Origin of the sequence: Elusimicrobium minutum Pei191 (genome assembly GCF_000020145.1) — a bacterium.
Taxonomy (GTDB): domain Bacteria; phylum Elusimicrobiota; class Elusimicrobia; order Elusimicrobiales; family Elusimicrobiaceae; genus Elusimicrobium; species Elusimicrobium minutum.
The window spans coordinates 650,439-662,704 of the sequence record NC_010644.1; the positions used below are offsets into that span (position 1 = coordinate 650,439).

12 protein-coding genes are annotated in these 12,266 nt (G+C 39.7%); 9 read left to right on the forward strand and 3 right to left on the reverse strand.

From position 1 onward, the window contains the following. Nucleotides 1-25: 25 nt before the first annotated feature. A complete protein-coding gene (locus tag EMIN_RS03070) occupies nucleotides 26-802 on the forward strand; it encodes a transposase (RefSeq protein WP_012414765.1) in 777 nt (258 codons plus the stop codon). On the opposite strand, the gene uvrA is transcribed toward EMIN_RS03070, so the two are convergent. Next, nucleotides 803-3,634 carry an excinuclease ABC subunit UvrA gene (gene uvrA / locus EMIN_RS03075; protein ID WP_012414766.1) on the reverse strand — a complete coding sequence of 944 codons (2,832 nt, stop codon included), beginning with the start codon at nucleotides 3,632-3,634 and terminating at the stop codon, nucleotides 803-805. It lies immediately after the preceding gene. Nucleotides 3,635-3,741: 107 nt separating this feature from the next. Here uvrA and EMIN_RS03080 point away from each other — a divergent pair, with 107 nt between their 5' ends. From EMIN_RS03080 to trxB, 7 genes are read left to right on the forward strand one after another with little or no spacing between them, the layout of a single operon-like run. Next, a complete protein-coding gene (locus tag EMIN_RS03080; RefSeq protein ID WP_187146167.1) occupies nucleotides 3,742-4,866 on the forward strand; it encodes a lysylphosphatidylglycerol synthase transmembrane domain-containing protein in 1,125 nt (374 codons plus the stop codon). Next, nucleotides 4,851-5,366 (forward strand): gamma carbonic anhydrase family protein, encoded by a 516-nt coding sequence (locus tag EMIN_RS03085; RefSeq protein ID WP_012414768.1) that lies wholly within the window; start codon nucleotides 4,851-4,853, stop codon nucleotides 5,364-5,366. The genes EMIN_RS03080 and EMIN_RS03085 overlap by 16 nt, the downstream gene beginning before the upstream one ends. A gap of 41 nt (nucleotides 5,367-5,407) precedes the next feature. Then, nucleotides 5,408-5,779: a response regulator transcription factor gene (locus EMIN_RS03090; protein WP_012414769.1), complete on the forward strand. Its 372-nt coding sequence runs from the start codon at nucleotides 5,408-5,410 to the stop codon at nucleotides 5,777-5,779. Next, nucleotides 5,779-6,828, forward strand: coding sequence for a tetratricopeptide repeat protein (locus EMIN_RS03095; RefSeq protein WP_012414770.1), 1,050 nt, complete (start codon nucleotides 5,779-5,781; stop codon nucleotides 6,826-6,828). Before EMIN_RS03090 ends, EMIN_RS03095 begins: the two co-directional genes overlap by 1 nt. Nucleotides 6,829-6,838: 10 nt before the next feature. Continuing rightward, nucleotides 6,839-7,063, forward strand: coding sequence for a hypothetical protein (locus EMIN_RS03100; protein ID WP_012414771.1), 225 nt, complete (start codon nucleotides 6,839-6,841; stop codon nucleotides 7,061-7,063). Continuing rightward, nucleotides 7,063-7,617, forward strand: a complete 555-nt coding sequence (locus EMIN_RS03105; RefSeq protein WP_012414772.1) for a Maf family protein — start codon at nucleotides 7,063-7,065, stop codon at nucleotides 7,615-7,617. Before EMIN_RS03100 ends, EMIN_RS03105 begins: the two co-directional genes overlap by 1 nt. A gap of 9 nt (nucleotides 7,618-7,626) precedes the next feature. Continuing rightward, nucleotides 7,627-8,556 carry a thioredoxin-disulfide reductase gene (gene trxB / locus EMIN_RS03110; protein WP_012414773.1) on the forward strand — a complete coding sequence of 310 codons (930 nt, stop codon included), beginning with the start codon at nucleotides 7,627-7,629 and terminating at the stop codon, nucleotides 8,554-8,556. 136 nt (nucleotides 8,557-8,692) lie between these two features. Here trxB and EMIN_RS03115 read toward each other — a convergent pair whose 3' ends face one another. Beyond that, the gene (locus tag EMIN_RS03115; RefSeq protein WP_238523720.1) at nucleotides 8,693-9,733 is read right to left on the reverse strand and encodes a DUF1646 family protein; all 1,041 of its coding nucleotides are present in this window, start codon (nucleotides 9,731-9,733) and stop codon (nucleotides 8,693-8,695) included. A gap of 111 nt (nucleotides 9,734-9,844) precedes the next feature. Further along, the gene (locus EMIN_RS03120) at nucleotides 9,845-11,269 is read right to left on the reverse strand and encodes a lipopolysaccharide biosynthesis protein (RefSeq protein WP_012414775.1); all 1,425 of its coding nucleotides are present in this window, start codon (nucleotides 11,267-11,269) and stop codon (nucleotides 9,845-9,847) included. 366 nt (nucleotides 11,270-11,635) lie between these two features. Between EMIN_RS03120 and EMIN_RS09615 the strand changes: the two genes are divergently transcribed. After that, nucleotides 11,636-12,106 carry a type IV pilin protein gene (locus EMIN_RS09615; RefSeq protein WP_012414776.1) on the forward strand — a complete coding sequence of 157 codons (471 nt, stop codon included), beginning with the start codon at nucleotides 11,636-11,638 and terminating at the stop codon, nucleotides 12,104-12,106. Nucleotides 12,107-12,266 lie beyond the last annotated feature (160 nt).

The following is a 12,266-nucleotide window of genomic DNA, read 5'->3' on the forward strand; positions in this document are numbered from 1 at the left end:
AACTTGTTATATTGTAATATTGGGTATGCCTAGAAAATTAAGAGAAGTAAGCAAAACATCTGTTTACCATGTTATGATACGCGGTGTTAACCGTCAAAATATTTTTGAAGAAGAAAGTGATTATGTTAAATTTTTAAATATTTTAAAAGATATTCAGGCGGCAAATAATTTTGTTGTTTACGCGTATTGTTTTATGCCTAATCATTTGCATATGTTAATAAAAGATGATTCTTTAAGTAAAACTATGCAGGTTTTATTAGGAAAGTACGCTTCTTTTTATAATTTAAAATATGACAGAACAGGTTATTTGTTTCAGGACAGGTTTAAAAGCGAAGCCGTTGAAAATGATTCTTACTTTTTAACGGTATTAAGATATATACACCAAAATCCCGTGTCCGCAGGTCTTGCGCAGGATGTTACCTCCTACCGTTGGAGCAGTATGTATGAATACATGTCAAAGCCGTTTATTGTATCGGCAAGTCACACTCTTAAAATGTTTAAAAATAATATTTCATCATTCATTTCTTTTAATAAGGAAAAGAGGGAAGTTAAATCGCCGCATTTAAAAATAAAGAAAGAACAAAAAATATCAGATTCCAATATACAAAAATTTATTAAGAACGAATTAAATATTAGCGCGGGTGAAATAAAAAGTTTAGATATTGAAAAATTGGCAAAAACATTAAAACAACTTAGTGAAAAAGGGGCAAGCGTACGCCAGCTTCAACGTGTAACGGGTATATCCAAATCATCCGTAGCCCGCTTTTTGGGACAAGGGGCCGGGGGCAGTGTCCCAAAATAGTTATTTCATTTCTTCTTTTAAATATTTACCCGTGTAAGAGTTTTTTGCTTTGCTAATATCTTGAGGTGTGCCTTCCGCCACCAAATAACCGCCTTTATCGCCGCCTTCGGGGCCGAGGTCTATAATCCAGTCGGCTGTTTTAATAATATCAAGGTTATGTTCTATAACCAAAATAGTATTACCTGCGCCTGAAAGCCTGTGTAGTACGCTTAAAAGTTTGTCAATATCTGCAAAATGGAGGCCTGTGGTGGGTTCGTCTAAAATATATAAAGTTTTGCCCGTGGCCCTGCGGCTTAGCTCGTGGGCAAGTTTAACGCGCTGCGCCTCACCGCCGGATAATGTTGTGGCGCTTTGTCCCAGTTTAATATAACCTAAACCAACATCGTCAAGCGTTTGTATAACTTTTTTGATTTTAGGGATAGTGTCAAAAAATTCCAAAGCCTGGCTTACGCTCATTTCCAGCACATCGGCTATACTTTTTCCTTTATAATGCACTGCAAGAGTATCCTCATTAAAACGTTTGCCGTTGCATTCCTCGCACTTTACGTAAATGTCGGGCAAAAACTGCATTTGAATTTTTATAATGCCGTCGCCCTCGCATTTTTCGCACCTGCCGCCTTTTACGTTAAAGGAAAACCTGCCCTGCGCAAAACCGCGGCGTTTTGCCTCAGGCATTTCGGCAAATAATTCCCTTATATGCGTAAAAACGCCCGTGTATGTGGCGGGGTTGGAGCGAGGGGTTTTGCCAATGGGGGTTTGGTCTACAATAACAACTTTGTCAATATTTTCCAACCCTTTTATGTTTTTGTGCTTACCCGGTAAATCCTTGGCGTGGTAAAATTTTTGGGCTATTTCTTTATAAAGGATTTGGTGTATTAATGTTGACTTGCCCGAGCCCGACACCCCCGTCACGCAAACAAATAAACCTAAAGGTATTTTAACGTTGATATTTTTTAGGTTAAATTGTTCCGCGCCCGAAATTTCAATATATTTGCCGTTTGGCTTTTTCGGGTTAAGGTTAGGGGCTATTTTAAGCTCGCCGCTTAAATATTTAGCGGTTATTGCGTTTTTATCTTTTAAAAATTCTTTCAAACTTCCTTCAGCTACAATTTTGCCGCCGTGCTCACCCGCCTTGGGGCCAATTTCAATAACATGGTCGGCCGCTAAAATAGTGTCTTTATCATGTTCAACAATAATAAGAGTGTTGTCTAAATCGCGCAGATTTTTAAGCGTTTCGATAAGTTTGTCATTATCACGGCTGTGAAGGCCTATTGTAGGCTCGTCAAGCACATAAAGCACACCCGTCAGCCCGCTGCCTATTTGCGTGGCTAAGTGTATACGCTGAGATTCCCCGCCCGAGAGTGTTTGGCTTTTACGGTTAAGCGTAAGGTAGCTTAAACCCACGCTGTTTAAAAAGCCAAGCCTGCTTTTAATTTCTTTAATAACGTCTTTTGAAATTATTTTTTCCTTATCATTAAACTCAAGTCCGGCAATCCATTTAATGGCTTCGCCCACTTGCATTTCCGTTACTTTAGATATATTTAGCCCGCCTACATGCACGGCAAGCGCTTCAGCCTTTAATCTGGCGCCGTGGCATACGGGGCAGGTAACCTCACGCATATATCTGTTGTAAATTTCTTCACGCACAAAGTCTGATTCCGACTCCGCGTGCCTTCTGTTTAAATTGCCTATAACGCCTTCAAACTCACTTTCATTTGTAGCCCAGGAGGCTTTATAGGTAGTGCCGTTGCCGCCGTAAAGAACAATGTTTCTTTGCGCTTTTGTAAGCTTATTCCACGGTACGCCCATGGGTATTTTGTTTTTGCGGCAAACCTGTTTTAAAATATCATAATAATAACCAGCCCAGCCGTTTTTCCAACGGTTGGTGCGTGTTGTAACGGGGGAGTCCCAGGCGGCGATAGCGCCTTCGTTTAAAGTAAGCGAAGGGTCCGGCACTACAAGGTCCTCGGCTACTTCGATTTTAATGCCTAAACCGTTACATTCGGGGCAGGCGCCGTAAGGCGTGTTAAAGGAAAATAATCTTGGTTCCAATTCGCTAAAACCTATACCGCATTTTGCGCAGGCGTTATTTTCACTGTAAGTAAAGTGTTGTTTTGCGTCCGCGTTAAAAACCGATACCAACCCTTTTGAATATTTTACGGCGGTTTCTATAGAGTCTGTTAAACGTTCCTTTTCAAGCGCGTCGACAAAAACTTCGTCCACAACAATTTCAATAGTGTGTTTTTTGTATCTTTCTAATACGGGCGCCGTGTCTAATTTAGAAATAACGCCATTAACCCGTACTTTTACAAAGCCGTCTTTTTTGAGTTTTGCAAAAAGTTCCTCATAAGTTCCTGTTCTGCCCTGTACTATGGGGGAAAGTATAAAAACGGTTTGGTTATTAAACTTTTTTAAAATATCAGAAGTTATAGCGTGCACGCTCCAGGATTCAACTTCCTGCCCGCACTGCGGGCAATGGCGGTGGCCCACGCGCGCGTAAAGCAGGCGCAGATAGTCATAAATTTCCGTTACTGTTGATACTGTGGAACGCGGGTTTTTGCTTGGGTTACGCTGCTCAATAGATATAGCGGGGGAAAGGCCGTCAATGTGTTCCACGTCGGGCTTTTCCATAAGATCCAAAAATTGCCTGGCGTAAGCGGACATGGATTCAACATATCTTCTTTGCCCCTCGGCGTAAATTGTGTCAAACGCAAGTGAACTTTTACCCGAACCCGAGAGTCCTGTTATTACAACCATTTTTCCGCGCGGAATATCTACCGAAATGTTTTTTAAGTTATGGCTTTTGGCGCCTTTTATTTTTATAAATTGCATATTTCTCCGAATTGTTTTGTAAGTAAAAAGTTTTTATATTTTGTAAATTTTAAATGAAGTATAAAAGAAGTGTTCAATATCTCTTTATTAAATTATATAATTTATATATGAAAAAGTTTCTGGCTTCGCTTGTAAAAAACAAATACGCGCTGTATGCTGCGGGGGGCGTTATCTCCGCGGCGCTGGTAATAGGCATATTTATATACAATAAAGACGCTTTTATAAAAATTTGGACCGAAGTTGGCACCGGCTATCTGTTTTTATGCACTTTTTGCGCTGCTGCCATATATGTTTCTATGGGCCTGTCTCTTTGGGAAGTGCTGCGCGCCATGGGCAGAAGAATTAATATAGGCAGCGTTATAGGTATAGCCTTGGTTTCAACTACGGTTAATTATTTAGTCTCCTCATTTGGCGTAAGCGGTTTTGCTTTGCGCGCGCATCTTTTGGGACGTAAAAAAATACCTTTGGGAATGAGCGTAACCGCCAGCATAGTACTTACGGTTATTATATATTTTGTTCTTGCCATTATTATTTTACAAGGTTCTATTTTAATGTTTTTAAACTCTAACGCCACGCCAAAAGAGTTTGCGCAAAATTTCCTTCTTATTATAGGAATGACGGCTGTTTGCGGTTTTATTACCGTATTTTTGTTTAATAATGACTTTCGTATCACCTGGGTAAGGAAAATATTCAGGTTTGTTAACAGACTTTCCTATAAACTTTTTTCGGCTATTATTCCCAAAGCCAGGTTTGACAATTTTTCCCAAAATCTTGAAACGGGTATAAACTTTATACAGCAAAAAAAAGGCCGTCTTACAAAAGCGGTGCTTTATGTTTGCGCTGACTGGCTTTTTACTATTTTAGTTTTGTATTTCGCTTTCAGAGCGGTTGGAGTTTCAGTTCCCGCGGGTGTTTTGGTAACGGGTTTTGCCATAGGTATGGCAACTACTTTAATACCTATACTTCCGGGGGGTATAGGCGCTATGGAAATCGCTATGACGGCCGTATTCGCAAAGGCGGGTATAGCTTGGGAAGCTGCGCTCAGCGCTACTTTGATTTACAGGTTTATGTACTATATTTTACCCGGTCTTGTAAGTGTTTTTATATATTGGGGGTTGCAGATTTCAAATGGCAAGTCCGATAGGGTAGACAGCTTTAAAAAAAGCCTGGAAAACGTGGCTCACCATAAAATTGAACCGACCGACGGGGAGGACCTATGCGGGAAAAATTAAAAGAAAAAGCGCCGTTTGTAAACTCCACGGCTTATGTTCATAAAACAGCCGTAATCATGGGCGATGTTAAAGTAGGGGAAAATGTTTCTATATGGCCCGGAGCTGTTTTACGCGGGGATATTGCCGCTATTGAAGTGGCTGATAACGCCAATATACAAGATAACGCTGTTATCCATGTTAATTATGATTTCCCTTCCATAATAGGCAAAGGCACTACTTTGGGGCACAATGCTATAGTACACGGGGGGAAAATAGGCGCCAACTGTTTAATAGGCATGGGCGCGATTGTTTTAGAAAGCGAAGTCGGCGATAATTGCATAATAGGCGCGGGCAGCGTTGTTACGGCCGGCAAAAAGATTCCGCCCGGCAGTTTGGTGCTTGGCTCACCGGCTAAAATAGTGCGCGAACTTACTGAGGATGAAGTTAACGGTATAATAAAAAACGCCAAAGAATATATTGAGCTCGGCAAACATTACAAAGAGTATGCGGAAGAAGTTTAATTTTTTGTATGTTATAAACGGCTAATAAAAAGGGGTTTTATATGGGTAAAGTTTTAGTTATTGAAGATTCCAAAGTAATAGCGCCCGCTTTAATGGGCGCGCTTAAATTAAAAGGCGTTGAATGTATTTGGGCTAAAGACGGCGTGCAGGGTATTGAAATGGCAAAAAGGGAAAAACCTGTTTTAATTTTGCTTGACCTTATGCTTCCCAGAGTAAGCGGTTTTGAAGTATGCCGTACTCTTAAAACGGATGATTCCACCTGGCGCATACCTATAATAATAATGTCTACTTTGGTTGACGCTGAAAATAAAGATAAAGCGCGTGAAGCAGGGGCGGACCATTTTATTGAAAAGCCTTACAGCATGGCGCAGACTGTTGAGGAAATTTTAAAATATTTACCTAAGGTGAAATAATGATTGAAAAGTTAGAACAGCTTTTGGACGCGGGAAACCATTCCGAAGTTATTAAAAAAACAAAAAATTATAAAGGCAAAGACGGAGCCGTCTATTTCATGATAGGCGAAGCCCGGCGTATGCTTGGCGCTTTTATGCCTGCTATAGCTACATATAAAAAAGCCGCCAAACTTACTAATGACGCGGCGCTTAAAATGGATATTTTATTATCTTTAGCTTCCTGCGAACGCACTCTTGGCAACGCGGAGCAGGCTTTTAAAACCGCATCCGCCGTATATGAGTTTGCCGACGGACTTGATTATGAAGATTATAAAATAGCCGCTTTGCAGGAAGCGGGCATGGCCCAGCGCGCCTGGGGCAGATTAGATGATGCTTTAGACTCATTAAATGAAGTTCTTGCCCATTATACGGCCGAAAAAGACCACGCGGGCATTAGTTTTATTTTATGGGCAAAGGGCGGCATTTTCCGTCTGCAGGGCAAATTTGCCGAAGGTATAAAATCTTTTAAAGATTCTCTTAAACACGCCGTAAAAGCCAAAGATAAAATTAACCAGGCTTACGCTTACTGCGGGTTAGCCGGTATAGCCAGAATAAGCGGCGACATAAACGCCTGCGTAAATAATTACAAACTGGCGGATAAAATTTTTGTTAAAACGCAGGACACTTTCGGCAAAGCTTATACAAACTGCGGTATGGCCAACGGTTTAAGACAGCAGGGCAAACTTGACGAAGCCTTAAAAAGATATAAAAATGCGGACGAACTTTACACTATTATCGGAGATAAAGTTGACCTGGGTTTTGTTAAATGGGGCCGTGCGGATGTGTTAAAAAGGAAAAACAAACTGCAGCAATCCCTTTTGGAACTTAAAGAGGCCGAAAAACTTTTTGACGGTTCTGACGAAAAACGCGGGCAGATTTTAACGCGGTTAAGCATGGCGCAGGTTTTATACGCTTTAGGGCAAAAAGATACCGCCGTTGAAATGTTTGACGCCGCGGTAGCAAAGGCTAAACATGAAGGCCTTAACACATATTTGGAAATTTATACATAACGGAGAAAGTATGAGAGCATTTGTTTATTTTTTGTTAATAGTAGTGTTGGGCGCAGTTTTCGGCGTTTTAATTGAAAAATTGGCCGAAGCGGTTTTATCAGGCCAGGGGCTTTTATTTTTTGTAAAAGTTTACAGCGGTATAGGCGTGCACCCTATTTCACTTAACTTAACCGTATCAGGCGTTTTAGGGCTGGTACTCTCTTATTTCTTAATTACAAAATTCGTAAAAAAATAATGAAATTAATTTTAGCTTCAAAATCACCCAGGAGAATAGAACTTTTAACCCAAGCGGGTTATAAGTTTGAAATTATTCCCGCCCAAAAGGATGAAAAAACCGCCTACAAAACGCCGCACCGCATGGTAAAAGACCTTGCCTTAAAAAAAGCTTTTGAGGTGGCGGCAAAATACCCGGCTTCAACCGTGGTAGGAGCGGATACGCTTGTTTATTGCAAAGGCCGTGTTATAGGCAAACCTAAAGATAAGGCTGACGCTCTTAAAATTTTACATTTGTTAAATAATTCCTGGCAGACTGTTTATACAGGCGTGGCTATTGTTAACATAAATAAGAAAAAACTTTTTACCGGTTACGCCGCCACTAAATGCAAAGCCAGGAAACTTTCCGACACGGAACTTAAATTAATTTCAGGCAAGCATATGGATAAAGCGGGCGCTTACGCCATGCAAGATAAAGACGATATGCTTATAGAACGTGTTGAAGGGAGTTTAACAAATGTTATAGGTATGCCTATGGAGCTTTTTAATAAAATGATTAAAGAGTTTGGTTTTTAAGGAGTTTTTATGCAAACATCAGACATAATTGTAATAGGTAACGGCCCCGCGGGGGTAACAGCCGCTATTTACGGCGTTAGAGCTGCGCTGGATGTTTTGGTTTTCGCGGGCCCGATTTCGGGCGGGCAGATTTTACAAACTAATGATATGGAAAACTATCCGGGGTTTATTGAGCCTGTAAGCGGTTATGAACTTATGGATAAAATGCACAAACAGGCCGAAAGGCTTGGCGCTAAAGTTGTTCATACTGAAATATCTTCTATAGATACCTCTTCCAAACCTTTTAAATTAACCGCGACTGACGGAAATATATACGCTGCCAAAACAATTGTAATAGCCTCAGGAGTAAAACCCCGTTGGACAGAAGCCGACGGCGAAGATAAATATAAAGGGCGCGGGATATCATCTTGCGCTACTTGCGACGGCATGTTTTTTAAAAATAAAGACGTTGTTGTTATCGGCGGCGGCAACACCGCTTTTGAAGATGTTTTGTATTTAAGCAAAATTTGTAATAAAGTTTATTTGGTGCACAGGCGCGAAGGTTTCAGAGCGGCGCAGAAGACCGTTGAAAAGGTTAAAGCCTGTCCTAATGTTGAAATGGTTTTAAATTATACAGCTGAAAGTTTTGAAGGAGACTCTTTGGGACTTAATGCTTTAAAAGTAAAAAACCTTAATGACCAAACGGTGCGTGAGCTGCCTTGCCAAGGCGTTTTTGTAGCCATAGGGGGCGTGCCGCAGACTGCGTTTTTAAAAAACAGCGGTGTTGAACTTGAAGAAGACGGAATTATTAAAATAGATGAGTCCGGCAAAACTAATATTGAAGGTATTTTCGCGGCCGGAGACTGCACTACCGAGCAGCAGTTCCGCCAGGTTGTTATCGCGGCAGGCGCGGGAGCAAAGGCTGCGGTTGAAGCCATAAATTATATTAACTTAAATTAAAATTAAAAAAACCCGCTTTAAAATGCGGGTTTTTTTTGATTTTTTAAAATGGCTGTAAAATTATTTTTATAAAACCTACGGGGCTAAAAACGCGGAGGTTTTATTTTTTTGTTTAAAAATTGTTTAGCGTAAAAACTTAAGTTCCCGGATACGGAACGAAAATCATAAGGAATATAAAGTAAACAACCATTAAGGAAAATGCCAAAGGCACGCCTATTTTAGCCCATTCTTTGCTGCCTATATTAAGCTTGGAAGCGCAGATAATGTTGGGAATGTTTGCGGGAATAAGCATAGCACCGCATGCTATTAAGCTTACAAGCAGGTACTCAAGTTTAACTACCGACATTTCGGGTACTATCTCTATGGCCGCGAGAGTGGCGTTGTCAAGAGCCACGGAAACCATATTAACCCAATATAAAACGGGAGGGGAAAGATGGAATATCGTTTTATAAGCAAGCGGTTTGAGCCCTTCCCCCAAAAAGGTTAGGGCTGCAACAAATATATAAACTTTTAATGTGCGGACTACAATTTCTTTAAACGAGTGGAAGGCTTCCTGCGCACTTTCTTCAATTTTAATATCTTTGCGGCCTATTCTGAAAGCGAGTATTGATAAAAATAAAATGCCTGAAAGAATGTAAGGCCAAAGCAGTTTAAGGATAAAAAAAGAATCCGCGTAATGAGGCGGACCTTTTAATTTGTTAATAACAATAGTGCCAAGAGGTTCGCCGATTGGGGTTAATACCGCACCGAAGCTTATGGCGAAGCAGCAGTAAACGACAAGTTTAACCTGGTCGCTCCTTTCAAGGTCAAGCGTTGAGGCTATTTCAGATAAAATAAGCGCCGCTACTATAGCGGTAATTATGCTTGATACAAGCCCCAGCACGGCCACTACCAAAAACAGCGTCATGCTTAAGCCGAAGGTTTTAATAGTTTTGTATAAAACTACGCGTGTGTATTGATGATACCTTTTGAAAAGCAACCCTACCAAAAAAACCGCCGAAGATATGTGAAGAGGCTCTTTAACAGCGTCTAAAACAAGTTCTTTATGCCAAATACCCGAAATTGTGGCCGCCGTAATACCGCATAATAGAAGGAAGACTTCCAGGTTTTCCTCCACTTTTCTTATTGTGAGAGGTAAAGCCAAGACTATCAATAATAATATTGAGAGTAAGACCATTTGCGTCATGTATACTACTTCCTGTTTTCATAGGGGTGTTTTTGTTTTTACCTTACCTTAGGCATAACCATTTTTTATAACGGATTATACACTAAATCTGTTCATATTTTATCATTTAATAGTTACATGGTCAAAAAAATCTTTTTTAACATAAACTATCTTAAAAGCGATAAGCGGGAAAAGGATTAGAATTACAATTTTTGCCGTTAATGTATTAAAATAACAGTTTGCCGCGATAGCCAAAGTGCCCGTCAGGGCAAGAGCTAAAAGTTTATTGTATTGGTAAGGAATAGGGTAGTTTTTTTGCGTGAAAATAAACATTGTTACGGCCATGCTTATATAACTTAGCATTATTGCCGACCCCGCGCCCAAAAGCCCCACTTTCGGCACTAAAAAAATGTTTGTAGCAACGCTTACAATAGCTCCCAATATTGTCGCGTACATCAAAATACCGGTTTTCTTTGTTATTACAGGCGCCACTATAAAGTTTATATAAATGCCGTAAAAAAAATAACCCGCCATTACAAACGGTATTATGTTAAGACCGTACCAGTAATTCGGGTGTATAAAATAATGTCCGAATATCGGCGTTCTTATAATAACGGGCATTAAGAACCCGAGTCCCAAAGCTACCCACATGGAAAATGCCGTAAAATAATTTAATACCTGCGCGAACAAAGGTTTTGCATAAGGCTCTTTTGCATGTTGTAAAAAAAACGGCCTCCACGCCTGGTCAAACATGGAAACTATAAGCATCATAAACACGCCTATTTTAAAGTTGGCCTGATAAACGCCCACGGCGCTTAATCCAGTTAAAAAAACGAGCAGCGGTTTATCAATAACATTTACTAATATGCTTGCCATGCCTGAAGGAACAAAAGGCCAGGCGAATTTAAGCATTTTACGCAAAAGTTCTTTAGAGAATTTTAACCGCAGATCTTCTTTAATTACAGGTAAAAGAAGTAATAACGCCGCGCTTGAGGCTATAATAGATGCGTAAAAAATGCCCTTCACGCCATAACTTGTTGTTGCAAGGAAATAAATATTAAATGCCACGTTTGTTACTATGGCGGTTGTTCTTACGGTTACAAAGCGCCATGCCCTGTGCTGTAAGCGTAGTTTGGCAAAAGGAATAACGGTTAATGCGTCAAGAAAAAGCACTGCCGCGCTTAATTTTATAAGGTAGGAAAAATACGGGCCTATTCCTATAAGTTTTGCCCATAAAGGCGCGGTGCAAACTATAAGTAAAGAGAGTAAAACGGAAGTGCATAATACCGAAAAATAAGCGGTTGAAAAACTTTCTTCTTTGTCCTGCTGATGATCAGAAGTAAAGCGCAGGTAAGCCTGGTCCATACCGTATTGGTAAATAACGTTAAATAAAGCTAAAAAAGAAAATACAGCCGCAACTATACCGTATTCGGAAGTTACTAAAAAATAGGTATAAAGAGGCACAAGGCAAAAGTTAAGTAACCTTGCTATTATAGTGGAGGTACCGTATATTAGAGTTTCTTGTCCTAATTTCTTTATAAGCTTCATTTTTTACCGGACTAAACAATTTTTATAAATGCGCGTTTAGTAATAATATTCTATCATTTTATTAGAAAAACACGATTTTTCGGTATTTTGCGGACCAAAAGTCCTACTTCAGTTATAGGTCTAAAGACCCTGGAAAAAATTTTGCATAACAGGTATCATAATTATATAAGAAACACAATTTAACAAATATATGCCCGTATCCTTTAAACCCCAACCGCTGTAGTCTAAACCCTACTACAGCGGTTCCCTTTTTTATAGATTTCAATTTTTTATTGCCGTCTGTCATGACTTAATCAAAAACAAATCATTAATCATAATCATTGTTTTTTTTGTTAAAATATTGGGAATAAAAGGACGGGGAGAATTATGAAAAAAGGTTTTACTTTAATAGAATTATTGGTAGTTGTTTTGATAATAGGAATTTTAGCCGCCATAGCTTTGCCGCAATATAACATGGCTGTTGAAAAAAGCCGCGCTACAGAAGCATTAATATGGATGAGAGCCGCAGCCGATGCGGAGGAAAGATTTTTCCTTTCCACGGGGAGTTATACTACGGATTGGGAATCGCTTGATATAAGCGCCCCCATTTCCAAAAAGTATGAAATAAGTTTAGACAATTCTACATATAATATTAGGGTTAAAAACAAAGATGGCAAGGCTTATCACTTAAGGTATTTTATGGAAAATATAAGTCAAAACAGTTATCCAAGCAGGATTCTGTGTTTACATCCTGTTGATGATGATACATATAAAAAACTTTGCCTGTCTTTAGGGGGGAAGAATCCTCATGTATATAAACATATGTCCGGTACACAAATGGCTTATTATTTAAATTAATTCGTGGCAACAAAAATAAAAAAGTTATCTTATAATAAAAAGCAGCCGCGTTTTTAACGCGGCTGCTTTTTATTTTATCTCAGATAAAAATCCAAATTTTTGGGACACTGCCCCCGGCCCCTTGTCCCATAAATTGATATGTTATGGTATTTTGAAAGTT